Raw genomic sequence first — 19950 nt, forward strand, 5'->3', positions numbered from 1 at the left:
CTGAGCCCTGAGCCCTGAGCCCTGAGCTTTGAGTCCTGACAGCGGCCTGTTCTTGCCTGTCTTCAAGAGGAAATTCATGACGCATCCCCGGCCTTCCACTCTGCCCTCCCGCATGGCATTGCCGGCCGTGCTGGCACTGGCTGCCACGCTGGCCCTTGCGGGCTGCAACCAGCGGCATGACACGGCAGCCCTGGAATCTGCGCCCGCCCCCGCGCCCATGGCGGGCGGCGCCGGCATGAAGCAAGGCCGCGCCGCCACCGTGCAGGCCGAGGATGCGGCAGCAGCCGCACCAGAGACATCGGCACAGGACGAGATGGCCCAGCGCTTCCTGGCCGTGCGCCAGGAGCTGAACGTGGAAGTGCCGCAGGCGCAGCTGGCCGATGCCTGGGGCCAGGTGCGCGACCTGTGTGCCACGCTGCGCTGCGAGCTGCTGTCGGCATCGCTGCTGCGCGAGACGCCCCAGCAGCCCGGCAACGCCATGCTGGAGATGCGCGTGGCGCCGGCCGATGTGCAGCGGCTGCTGGGCACGCTGGCCGGCGTGGCCACCATCGTGTCGCAGAACACCATCAGCGAGGACAAGACGGCCGAGGTGATCGACGTGGAGGCGCGCATCAGGAACCGTACCGAGTTCCGCGACAGCCTGCGCCTGATGCTGCGCGACACCACGACCAAGCGCACCATGTCCGACCTGCTGGAGATACAGCGCACGCTGTCGGACACGCAGGCCGAGCTGGACGCCATGGCCGCCCAGCGCAAGGTGCTGGAGCAGCAGACCAGCAAGCAGCACATACAGATCCAGTTCACGCCCACCCGCGCCCTGGTGCAGGGCGGCACCAGCTACAGCCCCATAGGCCGCGCGCTGCGCGATGCCGGCCATGTGCTGGGCGAGAGCATGGCCGCCCTGATCACCTTCGTGGCGGCCGTGCTGCCCTGGCTGGTGCTGGTGGTGCTGCCGCTGGGCTGGGTGCTGCGCGCGCTGTGGCGGCGCAGGCGCGCCAGGAAGGCCTGAGCGGCACGGCAGGATCAGGAAGTACGGCGGCCCTGCCGTGCTCCAATCAAGCCATGCCCACCGAACCGAGCCTTGACGACCTGCGCCGCCATGCCGTGGCGCGCACCCTGTTCACACCGACCACCCTGCCTGCGGCCATACAGCGCCTGGGTTTTGTGCAGGCAGACCCGATCCGCGCCCCGGCCCGGGCGCAGGACCTGACGCTGCGCCACCGCGTCAAGGACTACCGCGCCGGCGACCTGGAGCGCCGCTACGCGCGCCTGGCGATCGACGAGGACTGCCTGGTCAACTACGGCTTTCTGCCCAGCGAGCACCTGGCGCTGATGCACCCGCGCCAGGCCCGCAAGGCCTGGGATGCCGAGACGCAGCGCAAGGCCGCCGAGGTGCTGGCCTTCGTGCGCGAGCGCGGCACCGTGCATCCGCGCGAGGTGGAGCAGCATTTCTCGCACGGAAGCGTGAAGAACTACTGGGGCGGCTCGGGCAGCGCCAGCACGCAGTTGCTCGACGGCATGCACTACCGCGGCCTGCTGCGCGTCAAGCGCCGTGACAGCGGCACGCGCGTCTACGAGGCCATCGCCCACCCGCCTGCCGACGACAGCCCCGCCGCCAGCGCCCGGCGCGCCGCCGCGCTGATCGACCTGGTGGTGCGCAAGTACGCACCGCTGCCGGCCCCCAGCCTGACCTACCTGGTGCGCCTGCTGGGCTACGGCGCCCCCCATCTGGCGCAGCAGACCCAGGCGGCGCTGCGGCTGGCGCGCGAGCGACTGGCCAGCTGCCGCATCGACGGAACCACCTGGTACTGGCCCGCCGACGAGAACCCGCGCTCGCGCCGCCATGCCTTCGACGAGCGGCTGCGCCTGCTCGCGCCCTTCGACCCCGTGGTCTGGGACCGGCGCCGCTTCACGCTGCTCTGGGGCTGGACCTACAAGTTCGAGGCCTATACGCCACCGGCCCGGCGCCAGCTGGGCTACTACGCCCTGCCCATGCTCTGGCAGGGCCAGGTGATCGGCTGGGCCAACCTCCAGGCGCGCGACGGCCGGCTGGAGCCGTCATTCGGCTATGTGGCCGGCACGGCGCCCGGCGATGCCGCCTTTCGCAGCGCGCTGGATGAGGAGCTGCAGCGCATGGAGCTGTTCCTGGCGCCGCGCTGAGATGCCCGCCCTGCGCGCCCTTCGGCGCAGGGCCGGCGGGAATGCGCTCAATCAATTCAATATTTCAACATTTCTTGTATCATTGACGTATGCAGGAAACCCAAGCCATCCGCTCCCTTTCCGCCCTCGCGCATGAAGCGCGGCTGCGCGTGTTCCGCGCACTGGTCGTTGCCGGTCCCGAGGGCCTGACGCCCAGCGCGCTGGCCGAGCAGCTGTGCATCGCGCCCAATGCGCTGTCGTTTCATCTGAAGGAGCTGTCCCATGCGCAACTGGTGAGCCAGGAGCGCCAGGGCCGCAATGTGCTGTACCGGGCGGCCTTTGCCGCCATGAACGACCTGCTCGCCTATCTCACCGAAAACTGCTGCCAGGGCGCCCCCTGCGCTGTGGCCGATGCGCCCGCCTGCGGCGCCGCCGCCTGACTCCCACACGGTTACGGAGACCGCCATGAGCACCATCACCATCTATCACAACCCGGCCTGCGGCACGTCCCGCAACGTGCTGGCCCTGATCCGCAACAGCGGCGAAGAGCCCACCGTCATCGAGTACCTGAAGACACCGCCCGACCGCGCCACGCTGCAGCAGCTGCTAGTCGCCCTGGCCCTGCCCGTGCGCGATGTCCTGCGGCAAAAGGGCACGCCCTTCGACGAACTGGGCCTGGGCGAGCCGTCATGGACCGATGCCCAGCTGATCGACTTCATGCTCCAGCACCCCATCCTCATCAACCGCCCCATCGTGGTGACGCCGCTGGGCACGCGCCTGTGCCGTCCGTCCGAGACCGTGCTGGACATCCTGCCTGGCGCACAGCAAGGGGCTTTCTCCAAGGAAGACGGCCAGGCCGTCATCGACGCGAAAGGACAACGTGTTGCCAATCACTGAACTGCCCAACCTGGACCCGCAATCGTTTGACGCCCCCAGCCTGCAGCGGCTGCTGCCGCAGGCACGGGCCACGCACGCGCCCCGCATCCTGCTGCTGTATGGCTCGGTGCGCGAGCGCTCCTACAGCCGCCTGCTCACCGAAGAAGCTGCCCGGCTGCTGCGCCACATGGGTGCCGAGCCCCGCATCTTCGATCCGCACGGCCTGCCCCTTCCCGATGCGGCGCCCGACAGCGACCCCAAGGTCCGCGAACTGCATGGGCTGGCCCGCTGGGCCGAAGGCATGGTGTGGACCTCGCCTGAACGCCACGGCGCCATGACCAGCATCCTCAAGGCCCAGATCGACTGGATTCCCCTGTCCTTCGGCGCCGTGCGTCCCACCCAGGGCAAGACCCTGGCCGTGATGCAGGTCTCGGGCGGCTCGCAATCCTTCAACGCCGTCAACCAGATGCGCGTGCTGGGCCGCTGGATGCGCATGCTCACCATTCCCAACCAGTCGTCGGTGGCCAAGGCCTACCAGGAGTTCGACGACGCAGGCCGCATGAAGCCCTCGCCCTACTACGAGCGCGTGGTGGACGTGATGGAGGAACTGGTCAAGTTCACCCTGCTGACGCGCGACTGCACCGGCTACTTGGTGGACCGGTACAGCGAACGCAGGGAGAGCGCCGAGGCGCTGTCGCGGCGGGTCAACCAGGGCAGCATCTAGCAAAGCGCACGCGGGCACGGGCACTGGCACGGGCGCGGGTGCTCCCCAGCCGACGAATAGCCTTTCATGATCTTTCGGCACATGCTGCAGCAGTACCCGTGCATCAAGGCCGGCAGGCAGCCGGACCGCCCTCAGTTCATGCGCGGCAGATTCGCCGCCTTGATGGCCGCGCCCATGGACTCATGGCCCTGGACCAGCTTCCTGCGGTATTCGGCGCCGGTGAGCGGCGCCGGGTCCACGCCGGCTGACTCGAAGACGCGAGCCACCTGGGGCCCCTCGGCGGCTGCCATGGCGACGCGTTCCAGCCTGTCGCGCAGTGCCGGGGGCACGCCCTTGGGGTAGGCCAGGCCGATCCAGGAGTCGATCTCCACGTCGTAGCCCTGCTCCCTGAGCGTGGGCACCTCGGGCAACTCCTTCCAGCGCATGGGGCTGGCGCTGGCCAGCAGACGCATTTTTCCGGCCTTGACGTGCTGGACGATGTCCGAAGGGTTCTGCACGATGACATCGACATGCCCGCCGATCAGGCCGGCCACGGTCTCGGCGCCGGACTTGTAGTTGATCTCCTCGAACCTGCCGCCCGTCTTGCGCCCCAGCTCGTACATGGCCAGGTTGTTGGGCGCGGACGGCGCGCCGAAGAAGATGCCCTTGCCCTGGCGGGACGCGGCCACCAGGTCGGCCATGGTTTTATAGGGCGAGTCCGCGCGCACGGCCACGCCATAGCGGTAGCGGGCCACGCCTGCGATGAAGTCGAAGTCATCGACCTTGTAGTCCACCTTCATGAGGTGGGGCGTGATGGCGATGGTCGAAAACGTCACCACGCCCAGCGTATAGCCGTCGGGCTTTTGCCGGGCCAGCGACGAGACGCCCAACGTGCCCTGCGCTCCCGCGCGGTTGTTGGGCACCACGGGCTTTTTGAGCAGGCCCTCCATGGCATTGCCGATGGCGCGCGAGGCCACGTCGGTATTGCCGCCCGCGCCGTAGTTGATGATCAGGGTCAGTTCTCGCTCGGGAAACGCGTCCGTGCCCTGGGCCAGCGCCGGGGCGCCGGCTGCGGCCGCCAGCGCTGCCGCGCAGAAGGCCGAAAGCAGGCATCTGCGAGATGCGGGGGATGGATATGCATGCATGGTTGTCTCTCGTTGCGATCTTGGGTTCTGTCGTCTTTGGAAGTCGTGCTTTCACGGTGCTGCGCACTACCCACTGACCGGGAAACAGGCACGCCCTGGAAGTGGGGGCACCGAGGAAGGGCCGCCCCGCACCGAGGGTGCCGTCCCCCCGCGAAGCGAGAGGGGGAAGCGGCGCAGCCGCTCAGGGGGTCGTCCTTCCTCAATTCATGAAGAAGCCGCCGTTGACGTCGATCACCGCGCCATTGGTGAAGCCTGCGGACTCGCTGCACAGGTAGCGGATGGCGGCACCGACCTCGGCCGCCTCGCCCAGGCGCCGCACGGGGATCTGCTCGGCATAGCGGCGGTTGACCTCGTCGCCGGCCTGCTGCGCCATCGGCGTCAGGATGCGGCCCGGCGCCACGCAGTTGGTGGTGATGCCGTACTGGCCCATCTCCGAGGCGATGGAGCGGCTCAGGCCCAGCACGGCGGACTTGCTCAGCATGTAGGCGGGGCCGGCCACGATGGACTTGCCGCGCCCGGCCAGCGAGGACACGTTGACGATGCGCCCCCAGCCCCGCTGCTTCATGCCCGGCAGCGCCAGCTGGCACAGGCGCAGCATGGACAGCAGATTGACGTCCAGGATCTGTTGCACCTCGCCCAGCCCCACTTCGAGGATGCCGTTGGACTGTCCGCTGGCGTTCTTGAGGCTGATGCCGGCGTTGTTGACCAGGATGTCCACGCCGCCGTGGCGCTGCACCACGTCCGCGACCACGCGCTGGCGGGCTGCCTCGTCGCAGACATCGAGCACCACGGCGCTGGCCCGGGCACGCAGTTCCTGCGGAACCAGATCCAGGTCGGGCGCGGCCAGGTCAGCCAGCACCACGCGGCGGCCGTCGCGCAGCAGTTCGATGGCGGTGGCCAGGCCAATGCCGCGTGCGGCGCCGGTCACCAGGGCCGTGCGGATGGGGAAGTTCTCAGGCGCGCTCATCAGTGGCTCTCCGGCGTGTAGAAGGTGATGGGGGGAAAGGCGTCTTCGGTGCACATGACCTCGATCAGCGTGGAGCGCTCGGCGGCCATGGCGGCGCGCAGCGCGGGAGCGATGGCATCGGCCGATTCCACGCGCACGCCGTGGATGCCGCAGGCCCGTGCGATGGCCGCATGGTCCACGCCGCTGAAGTTCACGGCCGAGGTGTGCTCGCCGAACTTCACGTGCTCGGCATGCTTCTGGTAGCCCAGGATGCCGTTGTTGATGAGGACGGTGATGACCTTGATGCCCATGCGCCTGCAGGTCTCCATCTCCGACCACACATGGCCGAAGCCGCCGTCGCCCACCAGGCAGAACACCTGGCCGCCGTCCTGCGCCAGGCGCGCGCCCATGGCCATGGGCATGCCCCAGCCCAGGCCCGCCAGGCCGCGCGGAGTGAGGAAGCGCTGGCCGGCCCGGCGCGCGGTCAGGTAGTTGGTGACCCACAGCGTGGAGTAGCTGGCATCGGCCACCACGGTGTCCTCGGCGGTCAGCAGGGCGTCGAGCTCATGCATGATGCGTTCGGGCCGGATGGGTGCGGCGTTGGACAGGCGCACTTCGGCTGATTCCTGCCGGTGCCTTTCCCTGCCCTCGGCAATGTGTGCGGCCAAGGCAGCGCGCTGGCCGGTACGGGCCGACAGATCCAGCGGCCCGGCGATGTCCAGCATGGCCTGCAGCGCCAGCCGCGCATCGCCCACCAGGCGCATGGCGTCGTAGTTGCGCCCTATCTCCTGGCCGTCGATATCGAGGTGGATGAATTGCGCATCGCGCGGGTACAGCGTCCAACTGTCCGTGCCGTTCTGGTTGGTGCGGTTGCCGATCAGGAACACCACGTCGGCGCCTGCCACGAAATCCTTCAGGTAGCGGCCCGAGCCGTTGGGCCCCAGGCAGTTGGCGACCACGCCCAGCGACAGCTCATGCGTCTCGGCCACGGCACCCTTGCCCATGTTGGTGGTGGCCACGGGCAGGCTCAACGCATCGGCAAAGGCGCTCAGTGCCTCGCTGGCGCCCGAGATGTGCACGCCGCCACCGGCAACGATGACCGGCGCGCGGGCCTGGAGCAGCGCGCCCACGGCCTGTTCCAGCAATTGCCGTTCGGGCACGGCGCGGTCCAACGGAAAGCGGGCCAGTGCAGCGGGCCGGGCCACACTGGAGGGCTGGGCAGGCTCGGTGAGCAGGTCGGCCGGCAGCATCAGCGCCACGGGGCCAGGCCGGCCGCTGCAGGCGGCGATGATGGCCTGCTCCACATAGTCCTCCACGCGCGATGCCTGGTCCACGCGGCGCACCCACTTGGTCACGGGCTTGAACAGGCCCATGTGGTCCAGGTCCTGGAAGGCGTTCTTGTCGGTCTGGTCGCGCGCCACGTCCTGCACCAGCGCAATGATGGGGATGGAGACCTTCAGCGCCTCGGCCAGCGGCGCCACCAGCAGCGCTGCGGCCGGCCCGTTCTGCGCGGTGATCACGGCCGGCCTGCCGCTCATGCGGGCATGGGCATCGGCCATGTACCCGCCCGCGTTCTCTGTGCGGTAGGCGATCTGGCGCAGGCCCAGTTCCTCGGCGGCCAGCACGAACATGCTGGGCAGGCTCTGCCCGAAGAACTGCGTGATGCCGTGCCGCTTCAGGACCCGGGCCACCAGGTGGCCTACGGTGTCCTGCTTGTTCAATCCAGGGTTGCTCAGGGGTTTCGACATGGGTTGCGGTTTCCGTTCAACAAAAAAAGGCGTAGCGGCTCCCTCGCCATGGCAATCGCCAGCGATACGGAAAGGGAAGCCAGGGGGAACTTATCTATTCAGGAAATTCAAAGGCAATCCAGGACACGGCCAGTCCAGCGCTACCAGCCGCCCCGATGAAGACAGGGTGACGAAGGCGGTCTTCAGGTCTGGGCCGCCAAAGCAGATGTTGGTCGTCATGGGATCGGGCAACTCGACCCGGTGCAGCACCTGCCCGGCCGGCGAGACCACGGTGATGCCGCCCTCGCCCAGCGTGGCAAGGCAGATGTTCCCTTCGGCATCCACGGCCAGGGAGTCGATGTTCTGCATGCCCGGCAGGCGGCAGACCAGCCGTCCGCCATTGGGCGAATCGGGCCAGGGCCGGGCCAGGATGTGCCCGGGCTCGCCGATATCGAAGGCCCACAGCCGCCCCGTGAAGGTCTCCGCCACATAGAGCGTCTTCTCATCGGGAGAAAGACCGATTCCGTTGGGCGACCACAGCGGGAAGGCTGCCTCGCGGATGGCGCTGCCATCGGCCAGCGCGTAGCAGACGCCGCCCCGGTCCACCTCGCGCGGGCGCACCTTGCCGTGGTCGGTGAACCAGAACCCGCCATACCGGTCGAAGACCAGGTCGTTGGGGCCCTTCAAGGGTCCGCTGCCGCTTTGCGTGTACAGGCATTCGACCTGGCCCGAGGCCAGGTCCACGGCCTCTATGCGCCCGCCTGAATAGTCGTTGGCCTGGCCTATGGGCCGCAGCCCATGCTCCGCACTGCGGTGCCACTGGAAGCCACCGTTGTTGCAGATGAACAGCTTGCCGCCGGGGCCTATGGCGGCACCGTTCGGGCCTGCGCCCAGGTGGACGAGCTGCCGCCTTGTGCCATCGGCCGTCACCCGGGTCAGCCAGCCATTGGCGATCTCCACCAGCACGACCGATCCATCGGGCATGGCCACCGGGCCTTCGGGAAACTCCAGGCCGTCGGCCAGTGCCCGGAGCGAGGGTTCTGTTTTTTGCAGCGTGTATGTCATGTGCGCCTCACTCCATCAATCGATGCTCAGGTTCAAGCGCCTGATCACGGCACCGTATTTCTCGGAGTCGTCCCTGACCATGGCGCGCAGCTCCTGCGGGGTGGACGGCGAAACCTCCAGCGCCATTTCCGAGAAATTCTTCTGCAACCGGGGATCAGCCAGGGCCTTGTGCAGCACGGCGTTGAGCTGCACCACCACGGCGGCCGGCGTGCCGCCAGCGACGAAGGCGCTGAAATGGTTGGCGATTTCCACGCCGCGCGCGCCCGCCTCCGCAAAGGTCGGCACATCGGGCAGATGCGGCGAGCGCCGGTCTCCCGTGACGGCGATGACCCGGACCTTGCCCGACCGGGCATAAGGCACGACGGTGGGCAGGTCGGACATGAAGACCGGCACCTGCCCCGCCAGCAGGGCCTGCATGGCCGGGGCGCTGCCCTTGTAGGGCACATGCACCATCTGGATGGCGCTGCCGGCCAGGAACATCTCCATGGCGAGGTTGGTGCCGTTGCCATTGCCGGTGGAGGCATAGCTCAGGTCGCCATGCGACCTGGCATGGGCCACCAGCTCCCGAACACTGCCTGCGGGAAACGAAGGCAAGGCCACCAACGCGATCGGATTGCGCGCCAGCACCGATACCGGCGCCAGCGCACGCTCCGGGTCATAGGCCAGCTTCTTGAAGAGGAACGGGTTCATCGACGCCACCGAGGGATCGAAGACCGCAAAGGTATGGCCGTCGGCGGGTGCGGCCTGCAGGGCCTGCACGGCGATCACGCCCGAGCCGCCAGGGCGGTTGTCCACCACCACGGCCTGTCCGGTCTGCCCCGTGATGGCCGCCGCAATCTGGCGCGCGATGTTGTCCGAGGCCCCGCCTGCGGCATAGGGCACCAGGATTCGCAGCGGCTTGGATGGATAGGTGGTGGATGCAGCGGACGCCGCGCAAGAAAGGCTGATAAGGGCCGTGCCCATGGCAAGCCATTGGCGGCGGTTCGATGGTGATACGGGCATGTGTCCTCCCTGGATTTTGATGCATGGTACTTGATGCATCAAACACCAAACATGGGGTTAGCCCGTGGACCAGTCACGCTCGGATGTGACGGCCATCCCACCATCCCCCGGGAGGTACCATTGCGCCCAAGCAGTTGCGGAGGCCCGATGTCCAGCGTTTTTTCACAGATCCGAACCAATCAGACCCTTGCCGAAAAAACCTATCTGCAGATCCGTGACGCCATCGTGAGAGGCCAGCTGCAACCCGCGCAGCGCCTCGTCTACCGCAGCCTGGCCGAAGAGTTCGGCATCAGCCCCACGCCCGTGCGCGATGCCATACAGCGCCTGGCCTCCGAAGGCGCCCTGGACCTGGACGACCGCGGCGTGGCCACCGTGCCCGTGCTCAGCGTGGAGCAGTACGTGGAAATCATCGCCCTGCGCATCGAACTGGAAGGCCGCGCCGCCGCAGCCGCCGCCAGCCGCCATCCGGGCCAGGGCTTCATCGACACTCTCACCCGGCTGCACCAGGACCTGGAAAAATCCATCGCCGTGGACGACGACGCCACGCTGATCGCCAACGAGCGCTTCCACTTCTCCATCATCGAAGCCGCGCAGCAGCCCGTGCTGGCCAGCCTCATCGGCCTGCTGTGGCTCAAGTGCGGCCCCTCCGTGCGCTACCTGTACCGTGGCACCTACGCCCGCGCGGCCGAACATCCGCACATCCGGCTGATCCATGCGCTGGAGCAAAGGGACGGCCCCGCCGCCCGGCAGGCCGTGGTGCAGGATCTGCAAAGCGCCTGCCTGCATATCCTCAGGAAGATTGCCAAGGATGATGGGATGGAGTTTCCGCAGGAGTGGGTGGTGGCGGGACCGGGGTAGGAGCGTGGCCGCGCGCGCCTGTGCTTTCGTGGTTGCTCCGTGCCGTCCAGGCAAGTCTTGCCTAGCGCCTTCGTGCAGCTGTGCAACCCGTTGATTTCCAGGCCAATGAGCGATATCTCGCAAGAGTGGCTAACACCACTTCGTCACAGGCCCTCGCAGAGTAGTTATGCTCGCTGTCCTCATGGCACGACGACCCGTAAGCAAAGAGCTGTGGCGACAGCTACGACCCCTGATCCCAGCCTTCGTGCCTTCTACCAAAGGCGGTGCGCGCAAGCTCGCAGCCAGCGATGAAGCCGCCATCAACGGCATCCTGTTCGTGCTGCAAACAAGCATTCCATGGGAAGACCTTCCCCAATCCCTTGGGTACCGCAGCGGCATAACTTGCTGGCGGCGCCTGCGCGACTGGAATGCCGCTGGTGTCTGGGAGCAGTTGCACCAGGCAATGCTGACTCGCTTGCGTGAACATGACCAGATCGATTGGAGCCGAGCCAGCATTGATGGCTCCTCGGTGCCAAGCCCCCGGGGGATCAGGAAACGGGCCCAAACCCCACGGACAGAGGCAAGCTCGGCTCAAAGCGGCACATCGATGTAAATGCCAGAGGCATCCCGCTGGTGATCTTGATCAGCGGTGCGAACCGGCACGTCTCCAAGATGTTCGAGAGGTGCGTGGACGCGATTTCTGCGATTGCAGGCTTGGGAGGGCGCCCCCGCAAAAGACCATCGAAGTTGCACGCCGACAAGGACTATGACTACAAGCGTTGCCGTGCGCACTTGAGACAACGGGGCATCGCCAGCCGCATTGCCAGGCGAGGCGTTGAGAGTAGCGAGCGACTGGGTAAGCATCGCTGGGTGGTGGAGCGGACCCCATGGATGGTTTGCAGGCTTTGGCAAGCTGCGAATCTGCTTTGAAAGACGACTGGATATCCACGAAGCGCTGCTGAAACTGGCAGCGGCGATCATCTGTGCACGCTTCGTGGATCGGTGGTGTTAGCCACTCTTAGCAAATGTCACTCACGTACCAATCTTGCATAATTTCCGCCAAAATTTCCGGCTGATCTGCTTCAGCCAATAACATAAGCTCTGACTCCTTGAGCTTATAAGACATATTTTCCCACCATTTTTCCCAAGCATAGACACTGGCACTAGGCAGCGTATTTTTGGAAGGAACAAGTATTGCAAGGCCTAATTGCTCTCTTGGCCGGAGCTTGTTAAACATAAGCAAATCGCTCATGCTCGAGCTCAAATTCAATTGAGCCGTAGCCAAATTCACATAACTGGCAGATACTACGCTGCTAGCGACCTTGAGATTGTCATAGTTAACATCAAATGTGTGTACCGTAGAGCCATCTACCACACGATAGCAATCCTCATCTTGATGTATCACCTCAAACTGCGTACCTAGCCGCTGCTTTAGTAAGCCCGCCATCTGACTTCTCAAGTCCTGTTGAGCCATTCCGTAGACTCTTGGCTTTACCTCATTTGGAATAACCGTAACCACGCGCTGAAATGTACGTGCCAACACCGACAACCTGTCAGTTCCGCTTGCATAGTGACCAATGCCAAAGCTTATCTGCGGACTTGGACTCTCATACTTCGCGATGCCATTGCCTTTATTAGCTTTCAAATCCGCCAATAATTCATTGCGCAACCAACCCCAAGTCTCATTACTAAATCGCTTACCGTAAAAGCACTTTAATCGTGAAGCATCTTCAGCAACTCTGAAATCAACCAGTCGACCCTTTTCAGACAGTGCAACTCCAATAACAAAGGTTTGAGGCACATCCAGCTCAGGCTGAAAATCAATGGTATGCCATTTACCTTCAAAATTTGGAGCCTCACTGCTCACGGACTCTGCCAATGCTCTGAGGTTAATCATGTCAAAGCTCCAACTCGCTGCTGCATCCAATTATCTTGACAACGCAAATCAACAAATGACAGAATCCTATTTGCGTAAATTGACCCAGCTCCTTTAAACAAGGTAGTCAATAGCTCCAAAACTTGAACGCGGCATACGTCCAGCGCCCCCTTATGATGCTGCGAGCAAGCAACCATAGTATCTCTTACGCGTGTCCAATCGGAGGTAGACAATTTCTTCCCCGTATGCGCCCTATTTAGTGCGCGAAGCGAATCCCCGTTTCCAGCCAATTGTTGGATTTCTCCTGCTATCCAATTTTGAACTGCAAAAATCTGCTCATGATCAATTGGAATGCAACTTCCTTTTCCATGGAAAAGCACATTACCCAGATTACGATCAATATTGTGAAATAGCTCATCGAACGCAGCGATTGCGGCGCCAGTATCTGTCCGCAACACGTCCAGCCACTTCGCATCACCTTCACATCCCGAAAAGAGCGCACGAATACTGGAAAACGCAAGCTGCTGCGATGCCCAAGCCAGAACATAGCCGCCTGACACCAACTCAGTCGGTACAGCACTTCGCCCCAAGACAGCTTTTGCCTTTTTCTCTGTCATGATCAGAATTCCAGCATGCTGAGGCACTGGCAAGCCAATCGCTCGTAGAAAAAGCCAAGCAATCGCTTCATTGCACAAACCGATACCGTCGGGTCGCATGAGCTTGACCACACTGGTCACTCCTGCACGCTGCACCGGATAACGCACCTCGGCAACATGTGTGGACTCGTTGGCTCCACGATGGCGTATGGCACCTACAAAATCAAGTAGTCATGGTCGCTCAGAATAGGGAAGCTGCTCATACTTGAACTCCCACCCCCAGGGAACGGACTTGGTGCTTAAACATCTGCGATCTCCTCCTTGTTCTTAGCCATGATGGGCCGTTCTTTACCTCCGAGCGATCATTTGATCGCGTGGCGGAGTCATCCACCAGGGCGCACTGCTTGAGTTCGTCCCTTACACGCGAGCTGCCTGTGCTGCCAGTGAGGCTACCGTTCTTATGGCAGCTTGGCCTTCTGCGGTGGCCTTGCCGTAATGTTGCATCAGCACCTCAATGTCAGCACTGACTGCGCCGGCCACGCCAACATCGCCGCCCGCCGCGCCTGCGCGCAGCGACAGCAGCACATAGCCAACATCCACGCCTACGGCATGCAGCTGCTGCAGTGCCTTGGCGTCGGGCGCGAACTCGCCTTCTTCAAATTTCAGCAGGGCCAGGCGGTCCACGCCGGACTTGGTGGCCAGTTGGCCCACGGTCAACTCCAGACGCTTGCGCTCTTGCTGGAGCCGGGCTGCAAGCGTGGCGACTGGTTCTGGGTGTTCCGTCGCGGACGGATCAAACGAACGTGAACCTGTGAACAGGTAGACCAGATCCACGCCATGGGCCTGTGCGGCCGCCAAGTAGTCGGAATCGGGCTTGCGGCTTCCCTTTTCATAGTTGAGCTGGGAGTGCTTCCCGACGCCCATAAGCGTGCCGAACTCCTCCTGCTTCAAGCCTAGGCGCTTGCGCTCTTCCCCGAGTCTTTCGAAAAAAGTTGACGATTCACTCATTTGAGCATTGACAAGTTCACATATGTGAACAAAAATACAGACACCTTGTAACAACCTATCGCCAGATACTACATGACCACTCAAGCGCACCCCACCCGCCACCGCTCGGCCACGGTCGAACCCCTGATGTACTCCAAACGCATTCCCCTGGGGCTGATCGGCGAAGAGCTGGAACGCGCATGGGCCGACGCCCAGCACGAGGGCCGCATCGTGCTGGGTCAACCCGACACCGCCGCCGAGCGGCGCTGAATCGAGTGCGGCCACGCATTCAGCGCCACGATGAAAAATCACGCGCGCCCTGAGCCCCAGCGCCACGCCCAATGCATGGCCGATGCCCACCAAGCAGTCCTGTGCGCTGCCGGAGTGCTCAAGCACACGGTGAAAAGCATCCTGTACGACGGAGCACAGGAGCGCTACTCCTGCTCGCACCTCAGCCGGGCATTTGCAGCGCTCAACCAACTTCCTGCTCCCGGTTGCTACCCGGCAACCAGTGCGCATGAGCTGGTGCGGGTGGATCTGCTTTCACTGCTCGCCCTCATCAGCTCGGAATTGGAGTTCGCTCGCGACACATTCCGAGAGAACCGGCTCAGTGCAGCAGGTGAAGCTGCCTTTGTTCATGGACTGCTGGAACACGCCTTTGAATTCGCAGACAGGCTGTTCGGGGCCTACAACGAGCTTCCCAACTCCTTGGACGACCTGCGTTTCCTGGCCAGCTTTGCTGCAGCCAAGGAGGCTGGCAACGGTATCAATACATTCGGCAGCCAGGCAGATACAGCATCATCAGTCACAGCGGCATCGCCATTGCTTGGAAGCGGCCACCGGGCCAGTGCGTTACTCGTTCTTTGCTCGTTCGACATTGAGGCAGCAGCCCACGCCGTGACAGCGCTGGGAGATCAGATCACGGAACCGGAGCAGATTCAGATCGCCTCGCTGATTCGCTGCTATGGCGCACGCATCGCGAAACTCAACAGTGTTCTGATGAGCTATCTCACCGGGGACGAAGTGATCACCCTGGCGGATGCGCAGCACGCCCTGTACCAAGGAGCCAAGCAGTTGCCAGAAGGAGCCCTGTGACGACATACGGCGGAAATGGTCCCTTAGATTGAGCGCAGCGCATTTGCGTGCCGCGATCTTCGCCCCCTTGGCGCGGCGTCCAACCTCGGGTAGTCAATAATGTGACCTTTGCCCGCCACCACGCCCCACGCGATGGATACGGCTCGAGGCGGGCAGCACGACACAAGAACATTTGCGCCTTCCTGCGGCCCCGCGCCATCCAGGCAGGCCTTGCCCGGCGCCTTCGCGCCGCCGCAACCTGTTGATTCCCAAGCCAATGAGCGACCTTTCGCAAAGCACACAGCCCTCTCCGGCCCCTGATCTGTCGGCGCACACGCCCATGATGCAGCAGTACCTGGGCATCAAGATCAACTACCCCGACACGCTGGTTTTCTACCGCATGGGGGATTTCTACGAGCTGTTCTTCGGGGATGCGGAGAAGGTGGCGAGGCTGCTGGATATCACGCTGACCACGCGCGGGCAGACGGCGGGGCAGCCGATTCCTATGGCGGGCGTGCCCTTCCATGCGCTGGAGAACTACCTGGGCCGGCTGATCAAGCTGGGCGAGTCGGTGGCGATCTGCGAGCAGGTGGGCGAGGTGGGCGCCGCCAAGGGCCCGGTGGAGCGCAAGGTGGTGCGCGTGGTGACGCCAGGCACGCTGACCGACAGTGAGCTGCTGTCGGACAAGAGCGAGGCGATCTTGCTGTCCCTGCACACGGCCGGGCGCCAGCGCTGCGGCCTGGCCTGGATGGCGGTGACGCAGGGGCGCATCCATCTGGCCGAATGCTCCCACGATGAGCTGGGCGCCTGGATTTCGCGCATTGCGCCCAGCGAGCTGATCTACAGCGCGGGCGTGACCGAGCGTTTCGAGCAGAGCCTGTTCGCGCTGCGCCATGGCGGCTCCATTGCCTGCCCGCTGTCGCCCCGGCCCGACTGGCAGTTCGATGGCGGCCTGGGCGAGCGCAAGCTGCTGGAGCTGCTGGGCGCTGCCAGCCTCAAGGCCTGGGAGGCCGAGGACCTGCCGCTGGCCCATGGCGCCAGCGCCGCCCTGCTGTCGTATGCCGAGCACACGCAGGGCCGCAGCCTGTCGCACATCCACGCTCTGCAGGTGCAGCGCGACGATGAGCTGATTGCGCTGCCGCTGGCCACGCGCCGCAACCTGGAGCTGGTCAAGACGCTGCGCGGCGAGGATTCGCCCACATTGTTCTCTCTGCTGGACACCTGCATGACGGGCATGGGCAGCCGCCTGCTCAAGGCCTGGCTGCTGGAGCCGCGCCGCGACCGCACGCAGGCCATGGCGCGGCTGGAGGCCACGCGGGCGCTGCAGGGCGCCAGCGCAGGCGGCATGGCCGCGCCCTGGCAGCAGTTGCGCGAGCAGCTCAAGGGCGTGAGCGATGTGGAGCGCATCACCGCGCGCACCGCGCTGCGCCAGGTGCGCCCGCGCGAGCTGGTGGGACTGGGCCGCACGCTGCACAAGGCGGCCGTGCTGGCCCAGGCCGGGCAGACGCCCTCGGCCCACCTGACCCAGCTGTTTGCCGACCTGCAGCCGCCCGAGGGCTGCGCCGAGCTGCTGGTGCGCGCCATCATGGAAGAGCCGGCCGCCCTGGTGCGCGACGGCGGCGTGTTCGCCACGGGCTACGACGCCGAGCTGGACGAGCTGCGCGCCATCCAGAACAACTGCGACGACTTCCTGCTGGAGCTGGAGGCCAAGGAAAAGCTGCTGACCGGCATTCCCAACCTGCGCGTGCAGTTCAACAAGGTGCACGGCTTCTATATAGAGATCACCAACAGCTACAAGGACGCGGTGCCCGAGCGCTACCGCCGCCGCCAGACGCTGAAGAACGCCGAGCGCTACATCACGCCCGAGCTCAAGGCCTTCGAGGACAAGGCCCTGTCCGCGCAGGAGCGGGCGCTGCAGCGCGAGAAATTCCTCTACGAGCAGTTGCTGGACCAGCTGCAGCCCCATGTGCCGGCGCTCACGCGCGTGGCCGGCGCCATTGCGGCCATCGACGTGCTGTGCACGCTGGCCGAGCGCTCGCTGACGCTGAACTGGTGCGCGCCCGAGTTCGTGAACCATCCCTGCATCGAGATCGAGGCCGGCCGCCACCCGGTGGTGGAAGCCCGCATGGCCGAGACCTCCAGCGGCAGCTTCATCGCCAACCACACGCGCATGAACGCCAACACGCGCATGCAGGTCATCACCGGCCCCAACATGGGCGGCAAGTCGACCTATATGCGCCAGGTGGCGTTGATCGTGCTGCTGGCCAGCATGGGCTCGCATGTGCCGGCGTCCAGCTGCCGGCTGGGGCCCATCGATGCCATCCACACGCGCATCGGCGCGGCCGACGACCTGGCCAATGCCCAGTCCACCTTCATGATGGAGATGACCGAGGCCGCGCAGATCCTGCATTCGGCCACGCCGCACAGCCTGGTGCTGATGGACGAGATCGGCCGGGGCACCAGCACCTTCGACGGCCTGGCGCTGGCCAGCGGCATCGCCACCCAGCTGCACGACAGGACGCGCGCCTTCACGCTGTTTGCCACGCACTACTTCGAGCTGACCGAGCTGCCGGCCAAGGCACGCGCGGCCGTGAACATGCATGTGAGCGCCGCCGAATCGGGCCAGGACATCGTCTTCCTGCACGAGATCCAGCCCGGCCCGGCCAGCCGCAGCTACGGTATCCAGGTGGCCAAGCTGGCGGGCATGCCGGCCGGCGTGCTGCACCACGCGCGCCATGCGCTGGAGGCACTGGAGGCCCATGCCGACGAGGGCCGCCTGCAGGTGGACCTGTTCGATGCGCCCGACATGCCCGAGCCCGAAAGCCGCCACGACCCGCTGGCCCAGGCGCTGGCCGCCATCAACCCCGACGCGCTGAGCCCGCGCGAGGCGCTGGAGGCCCTCTACCAGCTCAAGAAGATCGCCGCCTGAACGCGGTCAATCGCCTCCCACTAAACTTGTCGATCCCGCAGTTTCGGATGTTCCCATGACTTATTGCGTTGCCATCAAGCTCAACGCCGGCCTGGTTTTCCTGGCCGACTCGCGCACCAATGCCGGCCTGGACCAGATCAGCTCGTTCCGCAAGCTCATGGTCTACGAGAACCCCGGCGACCGTTTCATGGTGCTGCTGTCGGCCGGCAACCTGTCCATCACCCAATCGGTGCGCGAGCTACTGGAGAGCCAGCAGCTGCGCGACGAGGCCACGGGCGACATGCTGACCATCTGGAACGTGCGCAGCATGTTCGACGCGGCCCGCGTACTGGGCGCGGCCGTGCGCCATGTGTTCGAGCGCGACGGCGTGGCACTGTCGCGCTCGGGCGTGGACTTCAATATCTCGCTGGTGCTGGGCGGCCAGATCCAGGGCGAGAACATGCGGCTGTTCCAGGTCTACTCGGCAGGCAACTTCATCGAGGCCACGAGCGAGACGCCCTACTTCCAGATCGGCGAATCCAAGTACGGCAAGCCTGTGCTGGACCGCGTGATCACGCCGCGCACGCCGCTGGACGAGGCCGCCAAGTGCGCCCTGGTGTCCATGGACAGCACGCTCAAGTCCAACCTCTCGGTGGGCCTGCCGCTGGACCTGATCGTGTACGAGAAGGACCGCTTCGCCTCCGACAAGATCGTCAGCATCGACGAGAGCAATCCGTATTTCCGCATGCTGCACGACAGCTGGGGCGAGCGCCTGCGCCACGTCTTCGACAGCATCGAAGACCCGGCCTGGGATGGCGGCGACTCCGCGGTGCCCATCCGCGTGCACAGCCGCCAGGCCCAGCCGCTGACCAAGGTCACCGCGCCGGCCGGCGCCCTGCGCTCCAACGCGCGCACCATGGGCCGGCTGCCGCCTGCGGCGCTGCGCCAGCCCTATCACAGCGGCACGGGTGCCGGCCTGGGTACCTCCACGGCCGACGGGCTGGCCACCTCGCCCATGACGCCCCTGCAGCCGGGCCCGGCATCGCCCATGCGGCCGGACGCCGGGCAACCCTCCGGCCACCAGCAAGGCATGCCGGATGCTCCGGACCGAACCGGCCAGGAGCCCCAGCCGTGAACGCGGCCCGGCCCGCGCTGCGGGCCGACAGCGATGCGGGCACGGGGTCGGCAACGCTGCCCGTGGTCTTCTCGCATGCCAACAGCTTTGCGCTGCCCACCTACCGGCTGCTGTTCTCGCTGCTGGCCGAGCGCGGCATCGCGGCGCAGGGCGTGGAGCGCTTCGGGCATGACCCGCGCTTTCCCGTCACCAACAACTGGCCGCACCTGGTCGAGCAACTGGCCGAGTTCACGCGCGCCGAGGTCGAGCGCGTGGGTGGCCCGGTCTTTCTGGTCGGGCATTCGCTGGGCGGTTTCCTGAGCGTGATGACGGCTGCGCGCCACCCCGAACTGGCGCGCGGCGTGCTGCTGATCGACTCGCCCCTGCTCAGCGGCTGGCGCGCCAACGCCGTGGGCGTGGCCAAGCGCACGCAGCTGGTGGGCTCGGTCTCGCCGGGCAAGATCAGCGCCCGCCGCCGCAATGCCTGGGACAGCGACGAAGAGGCGCTGGCCTACTTCCGCGCCAAGAAGGTGTTTGCGCAATGGCACCCGCAGGTGCTCCAGGACTATGTGCAGGGCGGCCTGTCCGATGTGGACGGCCGGCGCACGCTGCACTTCACGCGCGAGGTGGAGACCGCCATCTACAACACCTTGCCGCACAACCTGGCCTCGCTGCTGCACCACCATCCGCTGCGCTGCCCGGCGGCCTTCATCGGCGGGCGTGCCTCGGTGGAGATGCGCCAGGTGGGCATGGACCTCACGCGCCGCATCACGCGCGGGCGCGTGATGATGCTGGACGGCAGCCACCTGTTCCCCATGGAGCGGCCCCACGCCACGGCCGCCGCCATCGAGGCCTCGCTGCTGAACCTGCTGGGCTCCGAGGCCTGAACCGGGCACCCCGAATGTGAAAAGGCCACCTTACGGTGGCCTTCTGCGTTGGTGCCTGAGGAATGCCT

19 protein-coding genes and 1 pseudogene are annotated in these 19950 nt (G+C 65.3%); 12 read left to right on the plus strand and 8 right to left on the minus strand.

The window, feature by feature from the left end; genetic code table 11:
- Positions 1-76: 76 nt before the first annotated feature.
- The 5 genes from A4F85_RS13300 (at position 77) to arsH (ending at position 3739) form a co-directional block, all read left to right on the plus strand.
- The gene (locus A4F85_RS13300; RefSeq protein WP_016454707.1) at positions 77-1009 is read left to right on the plus strand and encodes a DUF4349 domain-containing protein; all 933 of its coding nucleotides are present in this window, start codon (positions 77-79) and stop codon (positions 1007-1009) included.
- Between the two features lie 53 nt (positions 1010-1062).
- Positions 1063-2160, plus strand: coding sequence for a DNA glycosylase AlkZ-like family protein (locus A4F85_RS13305; protein WP_063327977.1), 1098 nt, complete (start codon positions 1063-1065; stop codon positions 2158-2160).
- 89 nt (positions 2161-2249) lie between these two features.
- Positions 2250-2579, plus strand: a complete 330-nt coding sequence (locus A4F85_RS13310; RefSeq protein ID WP_012204211.1) for an ArsR/SmtB family transcription factor — start codon at positions 2250-2252, stop codon at positions 2577-2579.
- A 25-nt stretch (positions 2580-2604) separates the two neighbouring features.
- Positions 2605-3036, plus strand: coding sequence for an arsenate reductase (glutaredoxin) (gene arsC / locus A4F85_RS13315; protein ID WP_012204210.1), 432 nt, complete (start codon positions 2605-2607; stop codon positions 3034-3036).
- A complete protein-coding gene (gene arsH / locus A4F85_RS13320; protein WP_082848205.1) occupies positions 3023-3739 on the plus strand; it encodes an arsenical resistance protein ArsH in 717 nt (238 codons plus the stop codon). Before arsC ends, arsH begins: the two co-directional genes overlap by 14 nt.
- A gap of 131 nt (positions 3740-3870) precedes the next feature.
- Here arsH and A4F85_RS13325 read toward each other — a convergent pair whose 3' ends face one another.
- From A4F85_RS13325 to A4F85_RS13345, 5 genes are all read right to left on the minus strand, one after another.
- The gene (locus A4F85_RS13325; protein WP_063326849.1) at positions 3871-4863 is read right to left on the minus strand and encodes a tripartite tricarboxylate transporter substrate binding protein; all 993 of its coding nucleotides are present in this window, start codon (positions 4861-4863) and stop codon (positions 3871-3873) included.
- 199 nt (positions 4864-5062) lie between these two features.
- Positions 5063-5830: an SDR family oxidoreductase gene (locus tag A4F85_RS13330; RefSeq protein WP_063326850.1), complete on the minus strand. Its 768-nt coding sequence runs from the start codon at positions 5828-5830 to the stop codon at positions 5063-5065.
- Positions 5830-7557 (minus strand): acetolactate synthase catalytic subunit, encoded by a 1728-nt coding sequence (locus A4F85_RS13335; protein WP_063326851.1) that lies wholly within the window; start codon positions 7555-7557, stop codon positions 5830-5832. Before A4F85_RS13335 ends, A4F85_RS13330 begins: the two co-directional genes overlap by 1 nt.
- A gap of 90 nt (positions 7558-7647) precedes the next feature.
- A complete protein-coding gene (locus A4F85_RS13340) occupies positions 7648-8601 on the minus strand; it encodes an SMP-30/gluconolactonase/LRE family protein (protein WP_063326852.1) in 954 nt (317 codons plus the stop codon).
- 15 nt (positions 8602-8616) lie between these two features.
- Positions 8617-9603: a Bug family tripartite tricarboxylate transporter substrate binding protein gene (locus A4F85_RS13345; protein WP_063326853.1), complete on the minus strand. Its 987-nt coding sequence runs from the start codon at positions 9601-9603 to the stop codon at positions 8617-8619.
- A gap of 147 nt (positions 9604-9750) precedes the next feature.
- Here A4F85_RS13345 and A4F85_RS13350 point away from each other — a divergent pair, with 147 nt between their 5' ends.
- Positions 9751-10461 carry a GntR family transcriptional regulator gene (locus A4F85_RS13350; RefSeq protein ID WP_063326854.1) on the plus strand — a complete coding sequence of 237 codons (711 nt, stop codon included), beginning with the start codon at positions 9751-9753 and terminating at the stop codon, positions 10459-10461.
- 181 nt (positions 10462-10642) lie between these two features.
- Positions 10643-11452, plus strand: a pseudogene (locus A4F85_RS29670) (IS5 family transposase).
- Between the two features lie 6 nt (positions 11453-11458).
- On the opposite strand, the gene A4F85_RS30620 reads toward A4F85_RS29670, so the two are convergent.
- The 3 genes from A4F85_RS30620 to A4F85_RS13355 form a co-directional block, all read right to left on the minus strand.
- Positions 11459-12337: a hypothetical protein gene (locus A4F85_RS30620; RefSeq protein WP_012204201.1), complete on the minus strand. Its 879-nt coding sequence runs from the start codon at positions 12335-12337 to the stop codon at positions 11459-11461.
- On the minus strand, positions 12334-13044 hold the full coding sequence (locus A4F85_RS30625) for a hypothetical protein (protein WP_156517022.1): 711 nt from the start codon (positions 13042-13044) through the stop codon (positions 12334-12336). Before A4F85_RS30625 ends, A4F85_RS30620 begins: the two co-directional genes overlap by 4 nt.
- Before the next feature lie 285 nt (positions 13045-13329).
- Positions 13330-13920, minus strand: a complete 591-nt coding sequence (locus A4F85_RS13355) for a helix-turn-helix domain-containing protein (protein ID WP_063326855.1) — start codon at positions 13918-13920, stop codon at positions 13330-13332.
- Positions 13921-13992: 72 nt separating this feature from the next.
- Between A4F85_RS13355 and A4F85_RS30630 the strand changes: the two genes are divergently transcribed.
- From A4F85_RS30630 to A4F85_RS13375, 5 genes are all read left to right on the plus strand, one after another.
- The gene (locus A4F85_RS30630) at positions 13993-14169 is read left to right on the plus strand and encodes a hypothetical protein (protein ID WP_156517023.1); all 177 of its coding nucleotides are present in this window, start codon (positions 13993-13995) and stop codon (positions 14167-14169) included.
- Between the two features lie 75 nt (positions 14170-14244).
- Positions 14245-14994: a hypothetical protein gene (locus A4F85_RS13360; RefSeq protein ID WP_231890544.1), complete on the plus strand. Its 750-nt coding sequence runs from the start codon at positions 14245-14247 to the stop codon at positions 14992-14994.
- A gap of 319 nt (positions 14995-15313) precedes the next feature.
- Positions 15314-17902 carry a DNA mismatch repair protein MutS gene (gene mutS, locus A4F85_RS13365; RefSeq protein ID WP_043824531.1) on the plus strand — a complete coding sequence of 863 codons (2589 nt, stop codon included), beginning with the start codon at positions 15314-15316 and terminating at the stop codon, positions 17900-17902.
- 55 nt (positions 17903-17957) lie between these two features.
- On the plus strand, positions 17958-19016 hold the full coding sequence (locus tag A4F85_RS13370) for a proteasome-type protease (protein WP_013803590.1): 1059 nt from the start codon (positions 17958-17960) through the stop codon (positions 19014-19016).
- Entirely contained in the window at positions 19013-19882 is an 870-nt protein-coding gene (locus A4F85_RS13375) for an alpha/beta fold hydrolase (RefSeq protein WP_063326857.1), read from the plus strand. Before A4F85_RS13370 ends, A4F85_RS13375 begins: the two co-directional genes overlap by 4 nt.
- Positions 19883-19950: the final 68 nt, after the last annotated feature.

The sequence above is a fragment of the Delftia sp. GW456-R20 genome, from assembly GCF_001622915.1.
GTDB lineage: Bacteria > Pseudomonadota > Gammaproteobacteria > Burkholderiales > Burkholderiaceae_C > Comamonas > Comamonas acidovorans.

Excerpts from the sequence above, each read along its gene's own strand:
- A4F85_RS13300 (WP_016454707.1), top strand. The coding sequence starts at position 77 with ATGACGCATCCCCGGCCTTCCACTCTGCCCTCCCGCATGGCATTGCCG.
- A4F85_RS13305 (WP_063327977.1), top strand. The coding sequence starts at position 1,063 with ATGCCCACCGAACCGAGCCTTGACGACCTGCGCCGCCATGCCGTGGCG.
- A4F85_RS13310 (WP_012204211.1), top strand. The coding sequence starts at position 2,250 with ATGCAGGAAACCCAAGCCATCCGCTCCCTTTCCGCCCTCGCGCATGAA.
- arsC (WP_012204210.1), top strand. The coding sequence starts at position 2,605 with ATGAGCACCATCACCATCTATCACAACCCGGCCTGCGGCACGTCCCGC.
- A4F85_RS13325 (WP_063326849.1), bottom strand. The coding sequence starts at position 4,863 with ATGCATGCATATCCATCCCCCGCATCTCGCAGATGCCTGCTTTCGGCC.
- A4F85_RS13330 (WP_063326850.1), bottom strand. The coding sequence starts at position 5,830 with ATGAGCGCGCCTGAGAACTTCCCCATCCGCACGGCCCTGGTGACCGGC.
- A4F85_RS13335 (WP_063326851.1), bottom strand. The coding sequence starts at position 7,557 with ATGTCGAAACCCCTGAGCAACCCTGGATTGAACAAGCAGGACACCGTA.
- A4F85_RS13340 (WP_063326852.1), bottom strand. The coding sequence starts at position 8,601 with ATGACATACACGCTGCAAAAAACAGAACCCTCGCTCCGGGCACTGGCC.
- A4F85_RS13345 (WP_063326853.1), bottom strand. The coding sequence starts at position 9,603 with ATGCCCGTATCACCATCGAACCGCCGCCAATGGCTTGCCATGGGCACG.
- A4F85_RS13350 (WP_063326854.1), top strand. The coding sequence starts at position 9,751 with ATGTCCAGCGTTTTTTCACAGATCCGAACCAATCAGACCCTTGCCGAA.
- A4F85_RS30620 (WP_012204201.1), bottom strand. The coding sequence starts at position 12,337 with ATGATTAACCTCAGAGCATTGGCAGAGTCCGTGAGCAGTGAGGCTCCA.
- A4F85_RS13355 (WP_063326855.1), bottom strand. The coding sequence starts at position 13,920 with ATGAGTGAATCGTCAACTTTTTTCGAAAGACTCGGGGAAGAGCGCAAG.
- A4F85_RS30630 (WP_156517023.1), top strand. The coding sequence starts at position 13,993 with ATGACCACTCAAGCGCACCCCACCCGCCACCGCTCGGCCACGGTCGAA.
- A4F85_RS13360 (WP_231890544.1), top strand. The coding sequence starts at position 14,245 with ATGGCCGATGCCCACCAAGCAGTCCTGTGCGCTGCCGGAGTGCTCAAG.
- mutS (WP_043824531.1), top strand. The coding sequence starts at position 15,314 with ATGATGCAGCAGTACCTGGGCATCAAGATCAACTACCCCGACACGCTG.
- A4F85_RS13370 (WP_013803590.1), top strand. The coding sequence starts at position 17,958 with ATGACTTATTGCGTTGCCATCAAGCTCAACGCCGGCCTGGTTTTCCTG.